This is a genomic window from Nostoc sp. LEGE 12454, assembly GCF_056620565.1.
This window is the reverse complement of record NZ_JBWQXL010000027.1, coordinates 56,700-82,322: the sequence shown is the minus strand read 5'-3', so window position 1 is coordinate 82,322 and position 25,623 is coordinate 56,700. Positions and strand designations below refer to the sequence as shown.

General features: G+C 40.9%; 16 protein-coding genes and 1 pseudogene. 7 read left to right on the top strand and 10 right to left on the bottom strand.

The window, feature by feature from the left end; all coding sequences use genetic code 11:
• Positions 1 to 109: 109 nt before the first annotated feature.
• The 3 genes from AC1F2U_RS23815 to AC1F2U_RS23805 form a co-directional block, all read right to left on the bottom strand.
• Positions 110 to 2,803 carry an Eco57I restriction-modification methylase domain-containing protein gene (locus AC1F2U_RS23815; RefSeq protein ID WP_480263334.1) on the bottom strand — a complete coding sequence of 898 codons (2,694 nt, stop codon included), beginning with the start codon at positions 2,801 to 2,803 and terminating at the stop codon, positions 110 to 112.
• Between the two features lie 14 nt (positions 2,804 to 2,817).
• A complete protein-coding gene (gene drmD / locus AC1F2U_RS23810) occupies positions 2,818 to 6,036 on the bottom strand; it encodes a DISARM system SNF2-like helicase DrmD (RefSeq protein WP_480263333.1) in 3,219 nt (1,072 codons plus the stop codon).
• A gap of 646 nt (positions 6,037 to 6,682) precedes the next feature.
• Entirely contained in the window at positions 6,683 to 7,408 is a 726-nt protein-coding gene (locus AC1F2U_RS23805; protein WP_480263332.1) for a hypothetical protein, read from the bottom strand.
• A 12-nt stretch (positions 7,409 to 7,420) separates the two neighbouring features.
• On the opposite strand from AC1F2U_RS23805, the gene AC1F2U_RS23800 reads away from it, so the two are divergent.
• The gene (locus AC1F2U_RS23800; RefSeq protein ID WP_420759036.1) at positions 7,421 to 7,567 is read left to right on the top strand and encodes a hypothetical protein; all 147 of its coding nucleotides are present in this window, start codon (positions 7,421 to 7,423) and stop codon (positions 7,565 to 7,567) included.
• Positions 7,568 to 7,675: 108 nt separating this feature from the next.
• Here the strand turns inward: AC1F2U_RS23800 and AC1F2U_RS23795 are convergent, their stop codons facing one another.
• On the bottom strand, positions 7,676 to 8,815 hold the full coding sequence (locus tag AC1F2U_RS23795) for a tyrosine-type recombinase/integrase (RefSeq protein WP_480263331.1): 1,140 nt from the start codon (positions 8,813 to 8,815) through the stop codon (positions 7,676 to 7,678).
• Between the two features lie 113 nt (positions 8,816 to 8,928).
• Between AC1F2U_RS23795 and AC1F2U_RS23790 the strand changes: the two genes are divergently transcribed.
• Positions 8,929 to 9,126: a hypothetical protein gene (locus AC1F2U_RS23790; protein WP_190881515.1), complete on the top strand. Its 198-nt coding sequence runs from the start codon at positions 8,929 to 8,931 to the stop codon at positions 9,124 to 9,126.
• An 11-nt stretch (positions 9,127 to 9,137) separates the two neighbouring features.
• Here the strand turns inward: AC1F2U_RS23790 and AC1F2U_RS23785 are convergent, their stop codons facing one another.
• Positions 9,138 to 9,590: a helix-turn-helix domain-containing protein gene (locus tag AC1F2U_RS23785; RefSeq protein WP_094332278.1), complete on the bottom strand. Its 453-nt coding sequence runs from the start codon at positions 9,588 to 9,590 to the stop codon at positions 9,138 to 9,140.
• Positions 9,591 to 10,105: 515 nt separating this feature from the next.
• On the opposite strand from AC1F2U_RS23785, the gene AC1F2U_RS23780 reads away from it, so the two are divergent.
• Both AC1F2U_RS23780 and AC1F2U_RS23775 read left to right on the top strand, forming a co-directional pair.
• On the top strand, positions 10,106 to 11,290 hold the full coding sequence (locus AC1F2U_RS23780) for a ParB N-terminal domain-containing protein (protein ID WP_480263330.1): 1,185 nt from the start codon (positions 10,106 to 10,108) through the stop codon (positions 11,288 to 11,290).
• A 559-nt stretch (positions 11,291 to 11,849) separates the two neighbouring features.
• Positions 11,850 to 14,072: a hypothetical protein gene (locus tag AC1F2U_RS23775; protein WP_480263329.1), complete on the top strand. Its 2,223-nt coding sequence runs from the start codon at positions 11,850 to 11,852 to the stop codon at positions 14,070 to 14,072.
• A gap of 10 nt (positions 14,073 to 14,082) precedes the next feature.
• Here the strand turns inward: AC1F2U_RS23775 and AC1F2U_RS23770 are convergent, their stop codons facing one another.
• From AC1F2U_RS23770 to AC1F2U_RS23760, 3 genes are all read right to left on the bottom strand, one after another.
• On the bottom strand, positions 14,083 to 14,622 hold the full coding sequence (locus AC1F2U_RS23770) for an MFS transporter (RefSeq protein WP_480263328.1): 540 nt from the start codon (positions 14,620 to 14,622) through the stop codon (positions 14,083 to 14,085).
• Positions 14,610 to 14,771 (bottom strand): hypothetical protein, encoded by a 162-nt coding sequence (locus AC1F2U_RS23765; protein ID WP_480263327.1) that lies wholly within the window; start codon positions 14,769 to 14,771, stop codon positions 14,610 to 14,612. Before AC1F2U_RS23765 ends, AC1F2U_RS23770 begins: the two co-directional genes overlap by 13 nt.
• A 79-nt stretch (positions 14,772 to 14,850) precedes the next feature.
• Positions 14,851 to 15,066 carry a hypothetical protein gene (locus AC1F2U_RS23760; protein WP_146110977.1) on the bottom strand — a complete coding sequence of 72 codons (216 nt, stop codon included), beginning with the start codon at positions 15,064 to 15,066 and terminating at the stop codon, positions 14,851 to 14,853.
• 188 nt (positions 15,067 to 15,254) lie between these two features.
• Between AC1F2U_RS23760 and AC1F2U_RS23755 the strand changes: the two genes are divergently transcribed.
• Entirely contained in the window at positions 15,255 to 18,764 is a 3,510-nt protein-coding gene (locus tag AC1F2U_RS23755) for a hypothetical protein (protein ID WP_104902239.1), read from the top strand.
• Between the two features lie 199 nt (positions 18,765 to 18,963).
• Positions 18,964 to 22,734 carry an ATP-binding protein gene (locus tag AC1F2U_RS23750; RefSeq protein ID WP_480263326.1) on the top strand — a complete coding sequence of 1,257 codons (3,771 nt, stop codon included), beginning with the start codon at positions 18,964 to 18,966 and terminating at the stop codon, positions 22,732 to 22,734.
• An 84-nt stretch (positions 22,735 to 22,818) separates the two neighbouring features.
• Here AC1F2U_RS23750 and AC1F2U_RS23745 read toward each other — a convergent pair whose 3' ends face one another.
• Positions 22,819 to 23,505 (bottom strand): hypothetical protein, encoded by a 687-nt coding sequence (locus tag AC1F2U_RS23745; RefSeq protein WP_104902241.1) that lies wholly within the window; start codon positions 23,503 to 23,505, stop codon positions 22,819 to 22,821.
• Positions 23,506 to 23,725: 220 nt separating this feature from the next.
• Between AC1F2U_RS23745 and AC1F2U_RS23740 the strand changes: the two are divergent.
• Positions 23,726 to 25,046: pseudogene (locus tag AC1F2U_RS23740) on the top strand (IS4 family transposase).
• Between the two features lie 108 nt (positions 25,047 to 25,154).
• On the opposite strand, the gene AC1F2U_RS23735 reads toward AC1F2U_RS23740, so the two are convergent.
• Positions 25,155 to 25,607 (bottom strand): P-loop ATPase, Sll1717 family, encoded by a 453-nt coding sequence (locus AC1F2U_RS23735; RefSeq protein ID WP_480263335.1) that lies wholly within the window; start codon positions 25,605 to 25,607, stop codon positions 25,155 to 25,157.
• Positions 25,608 to 25,623 lie beyond the last annotated feature (16 nt).

Genomic DNA, 25,623 nt, shown 5'->3' with positions numbered 1-25,623 from the left:
CATGTGACTAAACGCTTTGCTTATTAGCGTACTACTCAACACATTTCATGCTCCTATTTAGTGCATCACTCTTACTACAGTAAAATAATCTGTATTCTTAAGCACAAAATTAGATGCGCTTACCCTGGATATATCTCAAACCTGTGCTGCGAGTATCACCTTGGGCAATGGTATTTGTGGCAATTAATCCAAAACATCCAGATTGGCGTAAAAGGCTAAACGCTCGTCGGAAAAAATGCGCTACCAAATCAGCATTCCCATGAGATTCGGGATTAACAACTTTCAACCAATCCTGATAACCAGAAGCATGAGCATTTATTGTTGTATTCTTCCCGGCAAATGGCGGATTACCAACAATCGCATCAAACCCCGGATTATCTCTATCAAATACTTCTGGAAATTCAATCTCCCAATTAAACGCCGGAACAGGTTTTTCACCATACCGTAATTCGGCACAAATCCGCCTGACATCTAAATCATCTTCCTGATTTTTCTGCCATTGGTAAAACTTCAACCATGAATTATCACGCTCATCCTTTCTCGCCTTGTCCTTATCCTGGGCGAAAAATGAAGCAATAAGCAAATCTCCTTTCAGCCGAATATCATGCAATTCTGTTTCTATATTTTCGTAAAAATCGCGTTTAGCTACATAATTATCTTCATCTAAATTGTGAATTCCATTGCGATAAAACTTCGCTTTCTCCATCGCCAAATTAAACAAAGGTAAATTTGGATCTTTGTAGGTTTTATCTTCATCCCAAGTAAAGGTTTTAATTTGTTCAGAAGTTAACCCAACTAATGAATCTCCCCACTTTAAGGCATGGTCTAAAAAAGTAAACGGATGAGCTTTCGCCAAAGTCGCCAGCCACAAAGATAACTTAGCCAAATTCACTGCAAAAGGGTTTTTATCCACACCATACAAACACTGTTGTGCCACTAACCGCCGCGCATAAAGTAACGGTTCTTCATCAATTGGAATTTCAGGTAATACGTTTTGCTTATTCCATGCTTCAACTAATTTTTCAGCCAACTGACGACAACTTTCCACTAAAAATGCCCCCGACCCCATCGCCAAATCACAAATTTTCAACTCTAAAATCTGCTCTGGTGCGGGGTTTTCTCCCAAAGCCGATAAAATCGGTCTGAGAGTTTCTTTCACAATCGGCTCAGTCAAAGCACGAGGCGTATAATGAGAACCACTCCGCCGCAGTTCTTCCCCCGGTTGCAAATACAGAGAACCGACAGACATTAAACTCGGCGTTTTCGGTGATATCTTGCGTCCTAACGCCGCCACTACATCCTCTGCTGTCCTCGCATCCTTTAACTCAGTTAGGGATTTACCAGTAATTTCGCAACCTGCAACATCCTTTAAATATTTAGCCCGTTCTCCCACCTTAGTTTTGAGAACTTCCTCAACGCTGACAACAACTGTCACCGAAGATTTGGAACCTTTAGGTTTACTCCAAACACCGATGGCAGGACTACTTGCTCTTTCTACCTCATAGCCCATAATCGCTTGATAGACGGAACCAATTTGCTCAACGTCTAGAGAACGGTAAGACAGACGTTCTCCATCCAGTATCAGCAACCCTTGCAATACCCGGTGAATTACCCCATCTGAAACGCGAGGGGGTTCAAGACTTTCCCCTGTTTGATATTTTGTATACTGGGGACGACCTTCTAAAAACGGATACTCATCTGGGTTAAATAGTTGCCCATGACGAGCAGGTAAGTACAAATCAGCGTGACCGCCGCCATCGTAAACCAAACGAAACAGACTCAGCAACCATGCCCAAGCACCATACCTCTGATCCATTGTATCCGGGTAGTTGCCTGCATCTTCTCTCAATCGCTCGTAAAGTCCACTAACTGAGTAATAGCGTGTATAAACTGCATCTTGAGACATCAATCCCCGATCTTCAGCGTAAAGCAGAAACACTAACCGCAGCAAAACAGTAATCAGCCCACCGTAAATATGCTGGGGTGCAGTCGTGGCAATATCACTTATTAAGCCGCTTTTAGTAGTTGCATCTGCTATTTGGAAGCCGCGCAGTAAATCCCATAATGCCTCTAATACCTGCTCTGCAAGCTTAATAGAGACATCGTTTTGATATTTTCGGCTTTTTTCCAGGATTGCAGACAAACGGCGATCGCTAGGGACATTAAACAGTCGGTCAGCCGAGAGCAACATCTCCATTGCACCCAAAATCAGCCGCCCAGATACCTCACACATTGCCTGTACAGGAAAGGTCAGGTGTCCCGATGACTCACCAAGTGGTGCATAAACTAAACGTAATTCTGTACCGTTGCACAATAGCCCAGTATAAACTTTCGTTTCTTTTAAAAGGCGCTCAAACTTAGACTGAGGGCTAGCGTGCCAACCAGTAGATTTACTATCTTCCGCCCCAGCGTTGTCAAGTTCAGTACCATCAGGAAGCACCTGTACCAGCATCATCCAGTTGCCATTCGGGTCGGGTACAGCATACGTGGGGGTCAAAACTTCGTTGTAATCTGGGAGCGCGATCGCTAATTCCTCTGGGCTGACAACTAAATCTTCTAGTTGCCAACCTAAAACATTGATAGTAAAAGCAGGAAAGTCGTCAATTCCAAAGGTTTCCTTGCCTAACTCACCGGAGAGGGGTTCGCGTCTGGCAACTGTAGCGAGTGTTTGTTGCAGTTCCACCACATTGCGGTTAACCACAGCTTGGGCTGCTGACAATGCTGGCGGAGACACCACCAACCCCACTGGCTGGAGAAAGCCCAACCATTCTTTATGTAAGCGAATTTCTGGATCGTTTGCCATTGTTTATACTCCCTCTAGCCGGAAATCGGCCATAAATAAATTACGCCGACTGGCTCAACTCGCACTGCTTTTACTTTGTAGGCGGCTTCAATTCGGGCTGGTTCTGAAATTAGTTCCACTGCGATCGCTTGAAGGCGTTTTTCCCAGTGGCGACGGTCTGCATCCAATTGGCGCTGTTCTTCTATGAATGGAAGAGACAACTGCACTGCCTTAGATTCTTCCTGACACTTGATAATTCGCGTCTGCTGTTCCTCCAGAATGTTCTTCATCTCAGCAGCTTCTTTAGTACCCCGATTGGCCAGGTTTTTCTCAGCCCTCTCAGCTAAAGCTGTGGCGTGGCGTTCCAGATGAGGAATTAATTCTGCTACATCTTGGGCAGCACTTTTTTTCAATCGCTCTTTTACCGCTTCAGCAACTTCCAGCAAGTGAGGGGAAGCTAGGGAATTTTCCAGTAATTCCAGTACGTTGTCTTTCTCGCCTTCTCTTAAACGCTGAAGTTTCTTGCGTCCCCGGCTGGTTGGATCTGACCACTCTGCTGCTACTGCAATCACTTGATCGTGCAAGCGAGAAGCCCGTTCCCCGTATAGAGCCAGTCGTCCCAGTGCAATCACTTTTGGCATGGGGTCATCAGTCAGACAAACACAAGCACGAGTTAATTCATCATGCAAGAAACCCTGAGCTAAAAATCTACTCAGTAAACGCTGGACAATTCTGTGTTCTAAATGCAGATGAACTACATCCCCATCCAAGGAACCAGGATCTCGAAAAACTACAGGACGAATCGGTGCTTCTTTTCGCCATTCCCAAGGTTTTTGTCCGATTTTACGAGGTGTTCTCAGGGTATCAAGTGTAGTTGACCATGTTGGATCTGCACCAGTACGCTGGTCGAGAGCCGGAATTGTCCAACGCGCAGTTACAGGATTGTTAGCAACCTCATTCACATCTACAGGGGCAAGTGTTGGGACTCCCAGAATTTCTAAAGAAGCAGAGATGGCATTACGGAAGTGATTGTCATCTAGTCCCAACCAATCCCGCGAGTCTTTCAACATTTCTTGTAAATTCTCTACTTGTTTAGTCAAATCCTGTTGGCGGAGTCTGGCTTGCTCCAGTTCTTCATTAATTACTTCTGTATTTACTGTTTCCTGGTTAAGTAGTTCTGCCTTATTTATCGAATCAGTAAGATTATTTACTTCTTGGTGGCGAATCCCATTAGCCAGTAAGCGCGACACATTTCTTTCAACCACTGGTGCAAGGCTGCCGAGTTCTTGTTGAATCGTGGCTGTTTTTCGCACGAGTACGTCTAATACTTTGTCTTCAGTGCGTTGCGGTAGGATAAAGTAATAACAATGGACAACAGGCGATCGCTGTAATTTGCGGTCAATTCGCCCGTTACGCTGTTCCATCCTCGACGGGTTCCACGGTACATCAAAGTGAAACAAGTCAGCACAGTTATTTTGGAGGTTCACCCCTTCCCGTGCTGCATCTGTGGCAATCAGGATACGCAGGGGATGACGTGCAGGATCAGCGTTAAATGCACTTTTAATAGCTTCGCGGCGTTCTTCTCCAATGCCCCCGTGAAATACATCTATGCGTTCATGTTCACGGTTAGAGCCTGCGATCGCACTTTGTAATTGCTGTTGTAAATAACGTTTAGTATCCGTATATTCTGTAAAGATAATTACTCGCCGTTCTAACCAAGCAGCATTCGCTTGACCCAAATCGGGACAAAGATTTTGGCGAATCCACTCCACCAGTTGTTGAATCCGTGGATCTGGCTGGTAGCGAGAGGAATTCGCTACATCTGCCATTTCATCTAAAATCGCTAATTCACGCGCTGTTTGTCCCGCAGCTTGCATACTAGCTGCTGCCATTTGAGCATCTTCTTCTGCTTGTACTTCCTCTTCGGAAAATTCAGCCCGTTCGTCATCAGCACCAGGGGATTCAAACAGCAACGGGAGACTGGCTTGATATATGGAGGGGCGGTGAGCCGCTTGTTTTTCCATCCCCGTCCGATGCACCTTTAAAGTCCGAGCAAATGCCTCTATGGAAGATAAAAGACGCTTTTGTAGCGAAGTAATCACCAGCATCGCCGTAGTCTGGGTAGACTTCGCTGCATCTTTGAGCTTTTCCTCACGCAGATTGCGATATTGTTGCAGCAGTCGGGATAATTTTAATTCGGGCGCGTCTTCTGGGAGATTATCAATAACTATAGGAAGAACGTAGCGTTGGGGAAACTCTTCTCCGATCTCCCGTAAATCTTGTTTTAAGCGCCGCACCATTACAGTGTCCAGCAACTTGCGATTACGAACGGGTACTCCTCGGCAGAAACGCTGGGGATCAAGGATTTCTAGTAAGGCAGCGAAGCTGTTGGAATGTCCATTGTGGGGAGTGGCAGATAAAAACAGCTTGTGTTCAAAACGCGGTGCTAAATCTCGAACAGTTTTGGTAAGTTGGGAATCAACCGCATACTTAGCACCACTCGCAGGTGCAGCATTATGAGCTTCATCAAGGATGAGCATGGAAGCAGCTGCAAAATCACCAAGCCAGTCCCGTAATGGTGCGGCATAGGTTTCATCTCGTAGCAAAGCGTGGGAAATAATGAACCGAGTATGCGTCATCCAAGGGTTAATTCCATAACCCCGTTCTTGACGACGCGCAGCAATAAACTCACGGTCAAGAATCATAAATGTGAGTCCAAAGCGACTCTCCATTTCCTCTTGCCACTGTCGCACTACTGATGGCGGACACGAGATAACGACTCGCCTAACTTTCTGCCGCATCAGCATTTCACGCAATATCAGCCCTGCCTCAATGGTTTTGCCCAGCCCTACATCGTCAGCAATGAACAAACCGACTCTCGGCATCAGTAAAGCTTTACGTAGCGGCTCTAATTGATAAGCTTTGACTTCTATACCGGCTCGGTAAGGCGCTTGAAAAAGCTTGGCATCTGTGGAGGTTACGCAATTCCACCGTAATGTGTGCAGGTAGGCAGAAAACAGACGCGGATTATCAAAACCTCGATTCGCTATGGAATCCCATGATGTCGCCCCTACGATTTTGGCATCTATTTCCCGTTCCCATAGGACTTCTAGCGATTCTCCTAACGCATCATCTTCTAAACAAGAAAGACTAACTTTAGTGTCTTGCTCCTTAGTGGGTTTCGACACAACTTCTTCTACAAGATATTGCCGCGATCGCACGCGCACAATCTGTCCAGTTACAATGTCAGTCACTCGTGTCTTCCCCCTTGTAACTGGACTGGTATTATCCCTCCTCTAATCATGAAAAACTCACTCCCCTAAACCCTAATGCCTGGTTAGCTTGGAGTGCTAATCTACAACCATCTTTTTGAAAGTTGCGTTGCAGGTATAAAATAGCTTTTAATCTATTTGTTATTTAGCACCTGCTACATCTTAATGATGTTATTTTATATACGTCTATAGTAAGTGGCTATTTTCAGCAGAAAACTTTGTAATTCCTAAATGAAGAGAGTCTAAAAAGTATAATCTACCTAATATCACATAGACAATTATTGGATTAAAATTAAATAGTAATCTATTGCTCAGTAATATCACTTAAGATATTTAGGCTGAATTGCGTATACTTAAAGTAACCTGATAAACTAGCATTATTTAACCACTGTCAACCAACATCAAGAATTGCTCACAGAGATGGAAGCCCTCAAGTAGTTCTTGATAGAGAAAGTACCCTTGAGGGTACTGTGAATGGCTGCCATTCGTTTCTAGGATATTTTATAGAAGTTTTTTTCAGTGGCCACAGCGATGTCTTCTATTGAGGACAACAAAATAATTGTTTGGCGATCGCAAAAAGACGAGCGAATCAGTGTAAATTCAGAAATTCTTGAAATTAATAAAAATACTAACTTGCAGGATGATATAACCCCGTATTTTCGTTAAATTCCCATCCCATACCCGATTTATCCTTCCCCTTGCACCATGCCACAAAAAGCGGTGGGTGCAGCTTATTTCGCTGCTCACGTATAGTTTCTACGCTTACACCAAGTCTTGAAGCTAAACCTTCTTCCGTTAATGGTTGGATTCGGGGAGTATGCCCTTTAAAGGATGAATTGTTGTTGTACGATTTATTGCCCCGCCTCGGTTGGTTGTTGAGATGATTTTGAATTTTAATAATCGCCTCGGTAAACTGTGTCATTCGGGCTGTTATCCCCTCAATTTTTTCTGATAAATCGGCGAGATTATGGATTGCTCCGGTTTCGTTGCTAGATTCACTTGAAAACTGTGACTCGAGCTTATCAAGTCGTGAGCAAATAGCTAATATCGTTTCATTCGTAAGACTGGGGTGACTATTGTTACCAGCAACCAAGTACTCCTCAACACTTGCCTTAATCTTAGAGTCCAAGCGTTTATCTAAATTATCGCCACCAATTGCATCAAGGTTATCTATATCATCTAGGTAGAGTTCGATAAATTGGGTCAGCGTGGCTGTTGCCGTCGTCCCTTTCGACTTACAACGGGCAATAAACTGCTCCCACATCTTTTGGTCGCAGTTAAAAGATGCCAGTTTCTTGTTTTTCCCTGTTTGGCTCATGTCTAGGTAATGTCTAGGTAAATCTGGACTGGACACGACTGAGTGAGCGTGTCATCCCGAAAAGATAACTACCTTGACACTATCATTTTGGAGCGCATGAGTGCGCCCGCCGGAGACGATGGTCTCCGACCGACCGGAGGTCATCGCCTCTACCAAAAAGCAGTCAGATTACTACTGTCTGCAACAGTTAGTTAGCCACTGTTGGAGTTGTTCAGGAGTCGTTGGCGCACGCACAATTTGAGCAAAGCCTGTTATCGCTTTTGTAGCCAAATCAGGGGGTGACTTCCTGGCTAACGCATCCATTTAGTCAATCATATCTGCCAACAAATTTGTCATCTCTGACTGACCTTGTTTGCGGTTATCGTCATACTGGATTAATACATCCAGCTTGACATGACGGCTGACTTTTTGCGTCTTTCGCACATCCCCTTGGGTTGCTTCCAAAAGAGTTGTAATCCCACTGTGGCGGATGCGGTGGGGTGACATTAACTTTTTTACACCAGCTGCATCAAAATAATTGACAACAATTTTGCGAATGCCGTCCCCAGTGAGGCGATGCCCTTTGCTGCGGTTATCAAGGGCGATAAATAAAGGTGAGGAGGCGGTAATATTACCCCGGACTTGCAACCAATCACAGATAGCATTAACTGTTGCTACTGACAGTTTTACCCATTCATCATTCGTACCTTGCCCTTTTCCCAAAATCCGCAACCTGCTTTCGTGTGGGTCGAAGTCTTTAATATTTAATTGACTCACCTCATTACGTCGCAGTAAATTTTCCCACAACAGCCGCAACAGCGCATAATCTCTTTGGCCGTGAACAGTTGAGCGCTCAATTAGCTCGACTACACTGGCGATGGTTTGGGCATCTACCCCAGAGGTATCTCGATATGCTTTTACCTTTTCCAACTCCACATCTTCTAGCGTATAGCTACACACACCTAGCTTGCGGGCAAACTTCACCAGCGATTTAATGCTGCTGAGACGACGGTTAACCGTTGCTTCCTTCAACCCAATAGCCAGTAGCTTGGCCTTATATTTCAACACCACCGCCACCGCCCGTTTCTCGGTCAGGTGCAGAAACTCCAACACGCTATCAACATTTGGCTCAATACCAGTCATCGCCACAAAGAATTTCCGCAAATCTTTCTGGTATTCGCGCCGGGTGCTGGATGCGCGAATATTGGCGAGCATCAAAGCGATGACATCCCGTTCGTCCTCCGTTGCAGCAAAATACCGCTCAATTGGGGCTGAAAGAGATTTTTTTAATGACTCTACCGCCGAGTCAAATCCGGTATCATCGTTTGCTTTTGGGGATGCACGCCAGGGGGGATATGGAGTATCAGACATAGCATTGGGCGCGAAAATGGGTGTTTTCGATATCAAACCTATTCTCTCTCGATTTGCCCGACTACACTCACTTTGGCGCGATAAATCTTCCATTAGACCAACACAATCGCAATGTTGCTAAATATACTGCTGTGGTATTAGTGCTATTCGCTTATTACCCAACGCTTCACTGTGCTACAGTATGTATTTTTAATGAATTATGAGAGATGCAAAAATTAAACCATCCCAGTGGTTGGAATGGTTTAAGGGAATTATCAATTTTTCTTACTGCTCCTTTTGCTTATAGGAGGCAACCAATTGTTGTTGGCGACAATTCAGGCATTCCTTTTAACTTGATAGTTTCGGCGACTTGGTTGTTATTTTGGCGTAATGAAAAGATAGGATTGCCCGTTAGCTTGATTTGAGCTTGATGCTATTAGGGTTGCGCTTCCAAGATCCGACCTATACTTCTTGGCGATAGTGCTGGCAACCCCCTGCGAGTAGCTTCTTCAGCAACTTGCATATGGTAATGGTGCTTTGAACGACTGGGTTTTCGGTTCTTGCTCCATTCGCTGATTTCAACAATTTTGCTCGCCTCTGCGCTCTTGCACTTCTTAGGTCTGCCTGCGTTCACACCTAATACATTATTTATCTTTGCGATCGCATCTTCCAAGGTTTCCGATGTTATGGTACTTGATGTCCACTTTTTCTTCCAGTTTGTTACTGTTTGCTTCGCTATACCAAGTTTTTTTACTATATTTTTATGATTTTCCCCACGATTAAGTTCTAGCAGGATGTTTGCTCTCTTGATCATTTCATCGCTGCCGGTGGCTGCTATATTCTCTAATACTTGCTTTTCAATAGGATTCAATACTTGAATATGAGGCATTTTAGTATTTACCCCGCTTAAACCTACAATTTTGCCAAATCGAATGAAGCCTGATATACTTTTTTTGTAGAGTTCATTTTTCCTAAAGATTCACTCAAAGCCCTGCTGCAAACAGGGCTTTGAGGAAAAAACAACCCCACCTGTTACTAAAACAGGACGGAACTTTGTTTTGTCAATTTAGTTATCTAGAGCCATCATATCATGAATTTACCCAGTTTTACAAATCTATCTTTAGATAGATGCTTTTTTTTAAATACCAGTACTTTAAATCTCTCTTCAGTCGTATTGGTTTTCAATGGGTTGGGAATAATAGTTTACTGCGCGAGAAAATTCTCTTCGAGAGTTTTTCTGGTAGTTAATCCTTTGCCATTTACAAGATTTAATTATTTTTTCAACTTGTCACTTTTTCCAAGGGATGAAAGTGCTATAAGTCTTGCTGGTTAAGATTTTTCTGCTTAGGTTTTTCAAGATGGAACCTATCTTTTGAGTGACAATTTGTGACCCGGAGTATAAATATGTCTGAGGTGAAGAATCCGGCAATTGTATATATTTCACCTGCGGAGTTGGTTGTTCATCCGAAGCTGATAGAAATATATGGTGAGAATGAGGAACGTCCGGCTTTAGAAAAAAGTATCTCTGAAAAAGGGATTCTTGAATCTTTAAAGGTATCTGCACGTACTGGTGTAAATATCGTCTTGGCAGGTAAGTGTCGCTTGCAGATAGCTCGCCAGTTAGGAATTTCCACTGTGAAAGTGGAATTTGTCGAGTCTGGTTCGCCTGAAGAAGATTTGAAACTAGTGCTTGACTTTAATCTCCACCGGGAAGGTGGGAAGACTCATTACCAGAAATTTCACGAGGGGCAGTACTGGGAGAGCGTACTTCGTCCCCAAGCGAAAGAAAGACAGCGCCAAAGCGCTCGTCGTTTGAATCAATCGAATGATTCAAATTTGAATCATTCGGTAACTGAGAGTAAGTCTCAATTAGGGAAGGGCAAGCGAGTGATTCAGGAGGTCTCGGAGAATCTAAATATAAGTGTTGGTAGTTATCACAAGGGCAAGAAAGTTTTTGAATTAATTTCTCAATTACGAGAACTGGAAAAATTTAAGGCAGTTGTTGCATTGGAGATGGAATTTAACCGGAGTATTGATGCAGCATACAAGTTTGTTTGCAATCAAGATATCTGTTACCAGGTGATAGACCTTCTGGAGGCAGATGAGATAGGTAGTATAGGCGATGGTATTGCTTGGATGCTGAATGGCGAGCGCAATCCGTTTCGACGTTTCCAGCTTGACCAAGTATATCAATTCAAAAAGAGACTGCGGCCCGAGTTGGAAATTGTGGGACGGGTTATTGGTATAACTAATGAGTTTGTTGTGTTTGGATTGAGGAATTTAGGGAATATGAGCCTAGAAATTGTGAATCTACGCCCGCGACAAATTGATGCAGAATTGCAAGATGAACCATCTGCGTCACAGAGGAAGAGAATATTTCACTTAATGCAAAAGTTTAGTGATGTTTTCCCAGTTCAGGTATCTTTAGCGGAGTTGTTAAAACTCCCAAATTTAACTGATAAAGAAGAGGTTTTATTGCGGATGTATGAGTCTGATGTATTTGAAAAAACGTGGGAAGATTATAAGACCCAAATGAAAGCAATGGAAGTTTCTACAAATAGAAAAAAGGATAAGATTTGTGCTGCATAGGTAGCTGTAAGCAGTTAATCTAGCAGAGAATTTATCCCACAATTTAACATTACTTACTAGATTAGCATCTCAATACTGATTACAGTACGAGTTCACTGTTTTGAGTGCTGAACTCGTATCAAGATATTTGACTGTTTTTTGTTTTTTAACTCGGTGGTGGAGTATGAGTAATTTCATCTTCACCAGTTGTACTAATAAGAGCCAATGTGGGGTGACGCTTGTGGGTGTTACTAGCTTTGCATTGTTATCCCAAAACTAAGAATGTCGATTTAGTGACAACTTCGCTCGAACTGCCTCATTTAAATAATTACCAAAAAAAAGTTGGGTAGTCGCATTGTTGTTGGTGAAGCGTGTTGGACTAAATCTTAGCCTAAGCCTACGTATGTCTAAGCCTAAACAAGTATAAACCTTTGTTTGCTTTCAACCACGAGACGATTACCAGTCGTCTCCAACAAGCGGATAACCAACCGCTTAAACATAAAAATTTCAAATTTAGGCTAACACATTTTGACCAACAGCGAGGCTACCTGATGCACAAAAATCATCAGGACAGTCACTCATGTACCAAGAAGATTTTGGGGCAAATTTTGATAACAAGCCCCAATTAAGTCTTTCACAGCCTTCAAAAAAGAAAATCAAACCCCACCTGCCCGCCGAATCCGTGGGCAAACGCTACGTAGAACGCTTTTGGCATCCATTTGGGGCGATAGTTGCCCCTTCTTTAGTAGAAGGTACAAAACCAGCATGGCGCACTATCGATTATTACCTCCAACCCTCCCAACTGTGGAACCTGCACCAGGACAAGTCAAAACTAGTAGGTCTGCGCTTTAACGACACAACTCGTTACGCCACAATCGATTTAGACTTAGAAGGCGACTACCATAACATTGAATCCATAAATCGCATCAAAGCAGCGTTAGAGGACATCGGCATAGTCGATATCATCATCCTCCAGTCCAGTTTTAGTGGCGGATATCACCTAATCCTAACCTTTGCTTCCTCCCTACCTACCTTTGCCCTAGCCTGCGCCCTAGAGATTACCTTGAGAAACGCAGGCTTTATCCTCCGCCAAGGACATCTAGAAATTTTCCCCAACACCAAACCATATAGTGCCAAACAAATAACTAACTACAAAGCCATCCGTTGCCCCATGCAACCGGGTAGCGGCTCATTTTTACTTAATGATGACCTACAACCAATTAGCGACTCAGTTTCTATCTTCCTCGATTATTGCGATCGCGCGGCAAGTCGGCAAGATTTAACGAAACTAAAACGGGTAGCGAACAAAGCCAAAAAACAAATTTCACGGGAGAGATATCGCAAGCAAGAATCTGCTGACGTTGTACAGTGGCGTGCCAACTGGGAAGAAATCATCAGCACAGGCTGGACAGGAAAAGGACAAACAAACACCCTCCTACAAATCTTCGTAGGGTACGGAATCGTCTTTTTAGACTTAGAGAGTGATAAATTAGTCGAATTTTGCCTTACTACCGCAATTAACGCCCCCGGCTATAGCCAATATTGCCGACACCAGCACGAAATCGAAGCTAGAGTGCGGCATTGGGTAGAATCCACAATTCGCAACAAATGGTACAGCGCCTATATTAGTTATCCCGAACGGCTATTGGGTACATTCGCCAACACCTTTGCAGAAGCCATAGCAGGCATTAAGAGCATTGATAAACCCAAAGACAACGTAATCCCATTTGACCGTCGTAAGCAACAGAACTGGGAACGCAGCCAACAAGCCCAACAACGCATCCAGATAGTAGTAAGGGCAATAGAGTGGGATAGAGGCTTACCAGCAGGGGCTACTGAACGAGGGAAAGTGATACGTGCTGAATACAAGCGCCGCTTTCACAAAACTATCTCACAAGAGACACTACAAAAGCACTTGCATTTGTGGCATCCCACACGCTACATCTTAGACCCGTGGACAGAAAATAGCTCAAAGCCTTATCAATCAAGCAATGACGGGCAATTTAATAGTTTTGAAAACTCATTTGCCAAGCAGACTGCTCAAAATCCTTACGAAAAGGAAAATGACGGTCATTTTTACTATATGAAGGTTTTTTGTAACTGCTTACCTCCTGCTGCCGATGCCCCTACAGGGCAGTTGGCAGCAGCAATCTTTGAAGAAGTTGCTGAGTCTCAAGGAGAATTATTTGTACTACAGGTACAAGATGAATCTGAGAAAATTAAGAATTCCGAAGAATTGAATTTATTGCAACCAGAGGATCTGTCTTTAACTTCAGGTGTCAATAATTCTGATAATTCATTAGTTTCTTCAAATATTATAGAATTAGCTGAAAATCTTAATGAAAGTACTTCAGATAAGAATTTCAAATACCTTTCTAACCCCAGCGCGGCTGAAAATTACAATAACAAAAACTTATTAATCAATTCTGTTAGTATTCCGCTTACTGCGCGTACACCTGCAATTGTGCCGCCTGAAACGTCACATAAAGCCGAAGTTAGCGAACAAAGTACACCTTCAAGCGATTCAGCAGCAACTCTCGCTTTGTCAGAACTGAAGAATCTGACTAAGTTGCGACTCCAAGCAGCATCTTACGCCAAACGTGTAGCTAGAGAGTACTGCCTGATTGCACGATGCTTAATTGGGGGCAAGGAACGGGAAAGACTGGAGCAGAGTGCCAAAATGCAATTTTATCTCGATTCAGGTAACAAAACTCTAATTGCAGAAGCCAATGAGTGGGCAGCTGCCAATCCTGGGTGTCTACCGTTTTCGTTGGAGTTGGTGTTTCAAGAAGGTGAGACGTGATGGCTGAATTTCACAGGTGAGAGTGATTTGGATGCCTATACGGTGGCAAACTTCTATTGAACGTACCAACCGCAACTGCACACAGGGTTGCACCAATCCCAAAAGCTGCCATCACCCAGCCGTACTGCACTTCTCCCAATTTGAGTGTACCTTGAACATAGCCAACAGTATTTACTAATATCTGCGCTCCGGCAATTGATGCGACTAACTGCATCGCTAGCGCGTAACGAATAGGTGCATCTGTAAGCAGGCGAGTTGTACCGTCTTTAATGTCTCCCCATGTTCGGCGTGTTGTCCTGGAAGGCTGTTGATTTTGTGCAACGACGAGCTGACCTGGTAGGGTGAAGATTAAGACTGCCGCGATCGCAAAGCTGAGAGCATCCAAAAAGAAAACTTGTCTCGCACCAATGAAGGCGGCGACACTTCCAGCGATACCAGGGCCAAGTACACCAAGTAATTGATAAGTAGCAGCCGAAAGAGCGATCGCACCTGCAAGGGTAGACAGCAATACAAAAGCAGTGACACGCAGAGTCAAAGCTACTGAAAGCACAACCGCAGCATTTTTCCAGCTAACTCAAAGGACAGAAGGGCTAAACCCACCCAAGTAAGTGCATCGCCCAATAAACTAGTGGTCTGAGCAGTGTACAGCCTTGCAAATACCGGATTTCTCAAGCTGCGGAAAAATGTCAAGGTATTCATTTATCAAGGGGCATAGTTACACAAGTCTTTTATCTCAAAATTTTAACAGAAATGGGGGGAGGGGGCATATTTATCAAAGCTAGAAAATTGCCTTGCCAAGACCATTTTCACCACTCTGCTGTTTTCTGGAAGGAGTGTAGTGTTTTTTAGTTATAGCTGTGATGTTCCTGTAGCAACCATCATTGCTCAAAAACTGCTTTTGGTACCGTCGCTGCGCGGATTCTTGTCGGCAAATGGCAATGGCAACTGCATAAGTCATTGCAGGATCTGGCTGCCGTGTAGATATTATTGTCACAAAGTGGCTTGAAAATGCCGCAGTCAGCTGGTTCCATGCAATGGCTATATACTTTCCCTGAAAAGGGTCTATTTTTGTGAATATAAAATGATTTTTTCGGAACATTAGTTGTATTATATTGAGCCAATCATCGGAAGGTAAGCAATACATAAGCCGGTTTCACTTAACTAAGAAAGGGGCAACACAGAGTGGAAAATCAGAATCAGTTAAGAGAAGAAAGAAATCAACTACCGCGACCAGATTATAGAGATTTGCTCTCAAAAATAGATGAGGAATTGAATGGAGAGTCAGGAGGAAAAATATTTTCTTTGAAAAAAGACTCTAATAACGGGAGATTAAGGTTAATCATTGATATTCATGCCTTTGCTTACCAGATAGCTAAAGCTAAAGATATAAGATTACCGTTGTCAAAAGACGAAAAAACATATCGAGCGTCAATAAATATGATCGATGCTTGTCGTGAAGTATTTAAAGATAAAACTAAAGAAATAAAAGCGACTTTATCCAAACTTTTAATAGATGAAATTAGGAATAGCACAGGTTTAAATTCCAATGCACAAATCGCAGACAATATCATTGAGGAATTAATTGATTCAATGCTTACGCCCTTGGCAAAAAAAGCTAAAGACTCTTCCTTATTTACCTGGGATTTCCCTCAATCGCCTGGATTAAGTAGCCAAGAACTAGCCTTGGAGTCTGAGTTTGATAATCCTGCGATTATAAACCACAAAGTCACCATAGAAATAAATAGTGCAACTAGATTCCGCGAACTTGTATTAACGGCACTAGAAAACTATGTTCGTCTGAAGATGAATGATGAGTCAGATATATCTGATTATGTAATTGGCAATGTAAGAACTAATCTGGAGTCTATCAAGATTCATGGCTCTCAGGAATTATCATTACTTGAAAAATTAATTAATCAAGAAACAATCGGAAGATTAAAAAGAGAAGCGGAGATAAATTTTTTAGAATTTTGGGCAAAAGTTATTAGTGAAGAATGTAACGATTTAAGTAAAAACAGAGAAGTCATATATGAGAATGGTACAGGAGAAAATTTACGTAAAATATCATCCCATGAGGCATCATTTTATTTGAGAGACTACAGTAGACGCATTAGATTATTAGAAAAATTCATCAATGACCCGAATAAAGCTGATAGTTATTACGATGTAGTATATCAGGGTGTGACTGTAAATATTAAAGAATTATTTTCTCGTAGGGATGCTTTTTCGGAATTGCCTATCATTGGGCAAATTAATGGTTGTATTGGGCAGACAGATGACCCACGTTTAGGTATAACCTCAATAACTTTTGGATTAAAATTTAAATTCAATGGGCGCGTCAATAATCCAGTTAAATACGGTACTTCATTCGCTTACGGACTTGACATAATTAACCCAAATTCAAAATTAAATAATCAACAAATTGATGATAACCCCCCGCAAAAAACAGATTGGCAGGTTGAAAAAATAATTAAATATTTTATTCTTTATTATTTTGCATTTGCGTGTCCTAATCCCTCGGAAGTAAATTCTTGTTATCAAGATGTTCTCCAATTTGATGTAGTTAAAGATTTCACAGACAAAGTATTGCCTATTTTCAGTAACCCAGATAATCAGAGTGATGCAAATAAGCAAAACTTGTTAGTGCAGTTTGTTAGTGATATTAATCAATATTTAGTTTCACACAACCTAAAAGCAATAGTAAAAATTATCCAAAAATATTTAAAATATCCAAAATTTTTATTATCAGATGAGAAACAAATAAGTATTGGGATATCAAAGAAATTACTGGTTTCTGAACTGACAGAAATAAGTAGTACAGATAGATTTTTTGCAGAAGAACTTTCTTCAGGTAATTTGAAACAATGTCTCAAGCATATCTTTATTTCCCTACAGGGGGTAACAAAAGAAGCAATTATCCAGCTACCCGTAAAGCTGAAATTTGAGACAGATAATTTCTATCGAGCAGCAAAAAAATGTGAGTTTGATATGGCTTATCAAACTGACGATATACAAATGCTCACTGTCTTCCATAAGTTTATACAATCTAATAATGCACAACAATTTGAACGCGATAAGAAAAATATAAAACAGCTAGCACAATTATTAGGTAAAAAACCTGACTTTCTGAAGAAAGTTAATACACTTAACAATGCTGACGAAGCTAGTGATTTACTCAGCAGTGTTGTATTTGATGGCTCAATTATAGAGTTTCAAATAGGGGAAGTTCCTTTAGAAAAAGCTACGGTTGAAGGGCGTTTCAAATACGAGCTTACATTAAAGACCCTTGGATTTATAATTCTAGAACTTCTCACTAGTAGGGTGAAAAAAAACAAAAATTTATTTGTAGGGCAGTGGATACTGCATGAAACACAGGAAGAAGAAACAACACAACAGGAAGCACTAATTCATCAAACGGTTGAAGAATGGAATCACTTATTAACTGACTTTATGTTCATCAATTCTCAAGGGATAGTGTTACCGAAAATCGACCGTTTTAGAATTGCTAATGCCAAGAAATCACTGTACTCTGTATTACCTCAAAAATACCATAGCAAAAATAACGATAAACGGATACTAAAAAAATTATTAATAGTAATGGTGTCTAGTAACAAGTGTGATGCTCGTTCATCACGTTTGGAAGATAATTATATTGCGAATTTGACAGGTGAAATAGTAGCGGTGGAGGACACCGAAACTGGTATAAAGATAAATCGAGTTAAAACTTTAGCAGGCAATTACTGGTTAGATGAATTGCATCGCACTCCGTGGGCGCTTCGAGATGTAATTAATGAGATGTACGATAAGGGTTTTAAGGATGTTTTATACATCGCTAAAACTCCCTTTTCTGAACAATTGCGGGTGACAGACCAACAAAATGAATTATTTTTTATGTCACCGGATATAATAAAGTTCCTCAAAGATATTGCAGATGATATAATCATATATCCTGCTTTATATGACAGTTATAGTGCCTTGTGCATCGACGATAAAACTCAAGAAGAAACCTTATATATTCAGGATGTACGACAACTAAGTAACTTATTTAATGACCCCAATCGCTCCCAGGTAATATTTTTTAATTTGCTTACAGTAAAGACCATAGAGAAAGATAGGACTTTTTATAACACTGCAACGACTTATTCAACACTTTTGAATGCTCATCCAGGTGATGCACTCGACATGACGAAGGTTATGAATGGTCTAATTAAGGAAGGTCAATTAAAAAATGATATTACGTTTTATTTGACACTATTGCATTATTCAAGATATGAAAAGAAACAAGGCAAGTCGGAGAAATTGTTACCTAAGCTTGACCCGCTTAATGATATTATCGGCGATAATGCAATCGGCAGATCATCGGCAAGAGGTAAGCATTGCATTCCTGGGGTGCAAATGAATTATCTCGCATGGTTGACAGAAGTTAACAATGCCTTAAGTGACTCAAGAGATGTAAAAGATGTGATTAATGATTCTGCCAATTCATCTCAAATTCTACTTGCCTTCCTTGAAGAGATTGAAGATTTTTTGGATAAATACCAAATAAAAGACCCATCGATAGAACTCCCTAGAGATTATAATAACTTCTTAGTGAGGCACTATAACCACCCAATTTTACGAGAACGAATTTACTTGATACTAGAAAATAAGCGTTGGGAGATTGAAAACGGTAATGTTCAAGTTCAATTTTAATTGAATTATAAGACATTTTATTTTTATTTATATCAATTACACCTTGATGAACTCAGCAAATTATTGTTGAAAAGCTGAATAGAATTCTTATAATAAATTAAAAATGAAAATAAGAGAAGCTCAGGGACATCTTTTCGAGTTAGCATTCAACGCAGGAATATTGACAGCCATTCATCAATCAGGGATGAAATATGCCCACATGGATTTATTCATTGATGACCTGAAACGTATCAATCATCGAGGAGTAGTCAATAAACTTGTTGAGATGAAACTGTTAGAAGGATTTATTGATGCGGAGAGTCAAAGAATATGGGCAGCATGGGGTAAATTTTTACTTTTACGAGGTCATCTCGGTGGTTTAGGTTTATGGAAGGAATTGATGGACTCTTTGGAGTTTTCGTCCGCTTCTAATAGAAACTGGGAACTACTGTATATGCAATGCTGCCTCTCAGACGAAGCCAGTATGAGAACGCTAGAAAAACATCAACATGACCGATACTCTCAGATTCTTTCGCAGTTTGATATTACCGCAGATAAGGTTACACCTTATATAAATAAGTATGCCGACACAGGAGAATTTTTAAAAGCGGATACATTGATGCTGATGTCGAAAGACGGAGAAAAAAACAAGGAATATTACATTATTTGTGTTGATTTGTCCGCCTTTACTGTGGAGAATAATCAGGATAATGAATTGAATTCTCAGAAAGATAATGATGAGTCAAGACATGAACAAGAACAGTTTGAGTTGTGGAATTTATCAAGCGCTTCGTCTATTCTTGGATATTTAAAAGCAGAACTGCGTTATTTAATGTCCAAAAGTGTTTATCATCAATTAAAAATTGACACCCAAAAAGGGACTAATCAGCAATTAATAGGGCAATATATTCAGGATTATCTTACAGCTTTTTCTTATTACGACAAAGATTTTGTTAAGTTGGTACAGGCAGCATCATACTCAGCAAGTTTCGTCAAATTTCTTGATTCAGAAAATAGAATACCCAAGGATGCGACCGTACAAGTGACAACGATAGGTTACACTACACGAGGAATTAGCACCTTAAATGTTAGCCGGGAGGACTTTCACATTCTTGACCTTTGCGCCGAGGCATATAAATCGATGAAGGGACGGCAAAAGTCGGATAGAGAAAATTCTATCAATACTTATGAAAATGCGCTGTTTAAGATGCTTAATTTAATTAAAAAAAATGCTGTATATTGTCTTTCACGTTCGCTTGAACAAGTAGGAATTTCGGTAAAAGAAGAATTAATAGAAAAATCTCAGCCAGATAAACTTTCTCATGAACAAAAAGTCCACAAATTTGTGGACTCATTATGTGATACTAATGTTACAGAAGAGAAAACTGTGTGTTTCAGTGAAACACTTACAAATTTTAATAATCCCTCAGATTTTTTAGATACTTCAATCAGTGAAAAATACCATCTAACTGAGCAAATTTCTTTAATAAATGCCCACGCAAAAATAATTCAGGAACATCTGTTAGGTAATTATCGTAATCTATTTCTAACCGGGAATCCGGGTATTGGTAAAACAACAGCGGTGGTGAATTTTATCCGCGATCATGCTGACGAGGGTTTCCTGTTTTTCTACATTAGTCCGCGTCTCTCTGTAAACGAAGACACGATTAATAAATTTATAGATACAAAAACAGGTAATTTGTTTGCTGATGACCTGTATTGTATTTCCACGAGTCACGCTCTGATTGCTACCAATAATAACCAGCCTACAGTGAGATATTATTCTAATGGCAATAACCAAACTTTTGAAAGCTTAGGGGTAACTTTTCATGGTGCAGAATATGATAAAAAACGGAATACCAACCGAAAGAATTTAATAAATCGTCAGTCCCGCTCTTCACTCGGCTACAACAACAAATCCGGAACCGGAGTTATTAGAAGTTTATGTGACGCAGGTCATATTCTCATCAAACAGCAAAAAAATAAAATTGTCATTACCTGCTCAACTCAATCCCTCCGCAAATTGAATAGTGGAGGTGACTCATTAGATAATTTCGAGAGACTATTTCGTTCAGTTACAAATAATGGTGATGTAATTCCGGAGTTAATGAGTGAATTATCTTCACGCCTGAAGCATATCATTGTCATGATTGACGAAGTAACAGGTGACAATGCTGGAGTTGAGTGGTTTCACTCTATGAAGAAATGGTTAGGAAAAAAACTTGAGTTATTTGACCCTTCATACGGTTTCAATACAAAGTTGATTATTGCCGATGCTTCTCTTACAGGTCTTGATGTTGTTAAACCACATCTCGGTACAAAGGAAGCGGAACCAGATAAAATCTATTGTTCTTTTGTTGATAAAAAGCAAGAACCATTAGAAGTTAGTTATCTGTCTTTTGGCGGTTATTCTGCACCGCCAGGCAATGTTGATTCTGCTGTTATTAATGTTAACTCATATCCAGCTAAACAAATTGAGCTAACTTACCAAGTGTTTTTTGAAGTGAACAAAATCAACGATGATGGTTCCATTAAATTTACACCTGGTCAATCAGCACGAGATGAGTCTTTAATAAACGAAATAATCCACTATGTTAATCACCCAGAATTAGGACAATTAATTGTTTATATCCAGGATAAACAACGTCTAAGACAATTAATTTCCCTAGTCAAAAAGAGACTTTTTGGCTTCGAGAAAAATGAGATTTATCTAGAGATACATTCCCAAGTAGCTGATCTGGAAATGCTGCTCAAACGCAAGAATCAGGTACGGGTAGTGTTTATGACATCATCTGCGGCTCGCGGTATTTCTTTTCCCCTTGCTAAACACATAATTGTTGAACTACCAAGATTTCAGATAGAAAATAACCTGATGGAGATAATTCAGGTAATTTATCGAGGTAGAGGTGAGTTTGGTGAGGGACAAAATAATGACCGCGCTCATAAGAAAATAACAGTTTACATTATTGAAAAAGTTTTTACAAATGCACCTAATAATCAACAAAGTAAAAGTACCCGCGCCGCGAATTTAATAGGTTCTCTACTCGTCTTACGGGCGGCGATAATGACGCGAATTTTGGGTGCTGGGAATTTAGGTGGACACAACGTAGCCATGATTCCCGTCGGTGGTAAAGCGATATATTCAAGCGGTGAGACTTTCAGCACTCGGATTAAATCTTTGATGCAGTTACTACGAAGTCACCAGCGGCTACATCCAGATGACCAGGATATTAAACTTGTTTGTGAAAATCTGTTTACTTTATTTAAGTCATCCGAGTTTCTAATTCAATCTCCTCGCATATCCAATTCTTCTGTTGTCCAGCAACCAGCTAGAAAAAAAATTAGCTTGCTGTCCTTGTTGGAGCTAGGAGTGGATTTTTTCTTTGACCAATGTTCCTGTATGGCTGAATTGTTAGAAATAGAAATTAGTCCGCAGGTTTACATGGACGGTTCATTATTGATTATCCCAATGAATAATCATACTGTAACATCACGTTATAGTATAGATCCTTATTCTCAAATTCGCTCTTATATAACAACAAACTTTAGGAATGCACTAAAAAATATTAGTCAAGGTGATTATTCAGAAAATATCAAAAATGAAATTTTGTTTGCCATTGATTTTATAGAACACCTGCTCCAAAATGAGGGTAACACTCAGCAAATAAGCGATTCTAGTAATTTTAGCGATCAGTACTTAGCTATTCCCCTACATTTTTTGTTAAAGGATGAAATTCTTCAATCCTCATTCATAGGAGATGCAAATTCTCCTATGAGTTCTGATTTTCGTATTTTACTAGAGCGTTATATTAAAGCTTTATACCCTGCTAATGATTTTCTTCCTATTGGTAATGGCTACCCTGATTTTCCTTGGGTAATTTTTAAAAGTTACGATTTGGCACAAATTCGTCGGAGTTTGTTTAAAGCAAATTACTTTCTTAACTCTCGCTCTCTAAATATTCTCAATTTAATTTTGTCAGCAAATAATTGAATTGTTCATACAAAAATTTCTACTACTTAATAGCCAAAAATTAATTTCTAGACTATTTTTATCCACTTTATCCTAGCTATAACCCTATTTTATAACAAGTTTATCAGCGTTTGTAATTACCCAAATATCCTGGCTACTATAAAAATCTCCACGTTGCTCTAATGTAAAATTACCCAGCAACAGTCCCAGCCAAACCTCTACCAAAGGCATTTTTAATCCACCTTGGAGTTGAGTTAAAGAAATCTCACCTTTAATATGTGCAAGGTAGTTAGCGATCGCACTAAGCCATTTTTCCACATGTTCATCACCCGCCAGCTTGTGGACATCTTCTAAACTCGTCACCTCATCGAGCATTACCAAAACATTCGCTTTTTCAACAGGTGCTGCTACAGAATCACCCTCCTGGTTAGGATATGAAAATTGGTGTGGGCCGTGTGGTTTAAAGGTTTGTGGTGTTTCCGGTTCAATCAAATCATCTAAATCTAGGTGCATTGTTGTCCGCACTAGACCAGCAAAGAGATCGGCGCTAACAATTGGCCCCAAAAGACTATTGCGATCGTGGGTATCTTGCAACAGCACTTCGGCACGAGACTTAAGAATATCCGCAATTTGATTGAAAGCAAGCGCTGCGGTTAATAACTGTGCCTCCAAGGGTAAATTTTCTAGCTCGGCATCCAAACAATCCCACATAGCATCAAGGGAAGAAGTTGGTGGAGATTCAGACAACTCATCCAGCACATCCCAAATTGTTAATTGGCGGTATGTGGTCATCTCTAGGATTCTGGATTTAACGGGCAGGGTCGCACTGGGCAATGAGATGGACTAATCTCGAACATATCTTTTTGACACAAATTTAGAAATCTTCTAAATCAACTTTATCGTCAATGAGATGGACTAATCTCCATTGGTGTCAAGTTAAGAAAAATAGATGGCTGTCAAGAGTGGGCAAATCAATGGTAAAAGTCAATTAACACAGGGGTGTTGAAAAGCCATGAGTAAACCACGGAAAAAGCAAGGGAATCCAGATTTTCGCCATCGAGTCAGCGTACCTGCCCCAGCCAGCCAAGAGATAGAATCACGCCTGTTTGAACTAGTCAGCCCAGGTACATTTGCTAACCTCAAAGAGGTGAAAGACAAAGAACGGAGCTTGCGTTCACGAGTACTGACCTTGCCAGTAATGGCAGCAATAGTATTGAGTATAGTGTATCGACAAATACAGCATCTCACAGATGTATTGCGATCGCTAGAAATAGAGGGATTAATGTGGGTGAAAGCAACAAAAGTGAGTAAGCAAGCGTTGTCACAAAGACTCAATAGTTTGCCGGCTACACTATTTGCAAAATTATTCGAGCAAGTGATAGAGCGTCTGGCAGTGAAAAGGAGCGTAAGAGAATTAGCCCCAGCTTGGTCATCAGTAGCACAAAGATTTACCGCTATCTGGATTGGAGATGCCTCAACACTCGAAGCAATGAAAAAACACTTCGGACAACTGCAAGAAAAAACAGGTACGGTGTTGGCAGGAAAAATACTGATGGTTGTAGAAGCTTTCACTCACACTCCTGTAGCAATTTGGTATGATGCTGATGCCAAAATAAATGAGACTCGTTGGTGGCAAGCACTGTTAGAACGTTTACCTGATGGTGGTTTACTGATAGTAGACATGGGATTTTATGGTTTTGAGTGGTTTGATTCTCTTACCGCAGCTGGCAAGTATGTACTCACACGCCAAAAGAATTTGGTGACATATCGGGTAACACGTGTACTTGTCTCTTGGCTCTCACTACAAAGACGAAATTATTCACATGGGATTGAATCACACTCACCCTTGCCACCATCCCATGCGCCTAGTATCAGTATTGTGGGGTAAGACTTGGTATCATTACTTAACTAATGTTCTTGACCCACAAAAACTTTCGGCACAAGAAGTTTGTGATTTATACCGACGACGTTGGCGGATTGAGGACGCATTTCTATTGACTAAGCGATTGTTGGGCTTGTCCTATCTGTGGGTTGGTGGTACTAACGGTGTACAAATGCAAATATACGCTACTTGGATTTTCTACGCTGTTCTGAATGACTTGTGTGCTGATGTAGCGATCGCTTTACAGCAGCCGTTAGAGCGTATTTCCGTAGAAATGGTGTTTCGCAGTTTATATTTTTTCCATCGCGCACGATCGCACAATTCACAACTACAACTGATTCCTTGGCTAGTTGAGCATCAACGTTCTATGGGTCTTGTGAAAGCTGTTCGTCAGCGACACCGACGCAACGCCGCCAGGTCGCTTGACATTTGGGCTTCTGCCTTAACTTGACACCAATGACCTCCAAGGATGAAGCTGTGGTGACTTAGGAGATGATAAAGCGGTATTGCCTATGGGATTGAACGGGTGAGTTGAAGTACGATGCTGTGTTGCCTTTGTTTATCTAGCGTAGTTACGTCTCCTCTGCTGATGCTGATTAAGTTTTTGAATATCTAAAGCTTCTCGGTAGCATGGATGAATCTCCCAAATTACGTTGAAGTCTTGATTTGTTCTGCTTGAGAGAAAATCGGGCATATCAGAAAAGAAATAATGTTCATATCCCTGATCTTCCTTTTCTGCTCTGGCAACAATAAAGCCTAGCCTAAACAAGAAGTGTGCGATATCTAGAGATGATTTTACTGATTTACCTTCTATAACTGGTGAAAGATGATTTGTTATGTGATTAGTTACCCATGTAATTAGTTCATCTCGTGTCATTCGACGCTCTGCACCTCTAAAGCTATTTATTAACTCTTCTACATTGCGACACTGATGCTTATGTTCTGCAATCAGGTCACTAATACGTTTCCTGCCATATTCTCCCCAGATAGCATCTATGTGCTGTTTAGCAATTAATCCTTGTTTTTCT

What these genes read in the sequence shown, in the direction of transcription:
- AC1F2U_RS23815 (WP_480263334.1), bottom strand. Translation starts at nt 2,803, where the DNA reads ATGGCAAACGATCCAGAAATTCGCTTACATAAAGAATGGTTGGGCTTT.
- AC1F2U_RS23795 (WP_480263331.1), bottom strand. Translation starts at nt 8,815, where the DNA reads ATGGAAGATTTATCGCGCCAAAGTGAGTGTAGTCGGGCAAATCGAGAG.
- AC1F2U_RS23790 (WP_190881515.1), top strand. Translation starts at nt 8,929, where the DNA reads ATGCAAAAATTAAACCATCCCAGTGGTTGGAATGGTTTAAGGGAATTA.
- AC1F2U_RS23785 (WP_094332278.1), bottom strand. Translation starts at nt 9,590, where the DNA reads ATGCCTCATATTCAAGTATTGAATCCTATTGAAAAGCAAGTATTAGAG.
- AC1F2U_RS23780 (WP_480263330.1), top strand. Translation starts at nt 10,106, where the DNA reads ATGTCTGAGGTGAAGAATCCGGCAATTGTATATATTTCACCTGCGGAG.
- AC1F2U_RS23775 (WP_480263329.1), top strand. Translation starts at nt 11,850, where the DNA reads ATGTACCAAGAAGATTTTGGGGCAAATTTTGATAACAAGCCCCAATTA.
- AC1F2U_RS23765 (WP_480263327.1), bottom strand. Translation starts at nt 14,771, where the DNA reads ATGAATACCTTGACATTTTTCCGCAGCTTGAGAAATCCGGTATTTGCA.
- AC1F2U_RS23750 (WP_480263326.1), top strand. Translation starts at nt 18,964, where the DNA reads ATGGATTTATTCATTGATGACCTGAAACGTATCAATCATCGAGGAGTA.
- AC1F2U_RS23745 (WP_104902241.1), bottom strand. Translation starts at nt 23,505, where the DNA reads ATGACCACATACCGCCAATTAACAATTTGGGATGTGCTGGATGAGTTG.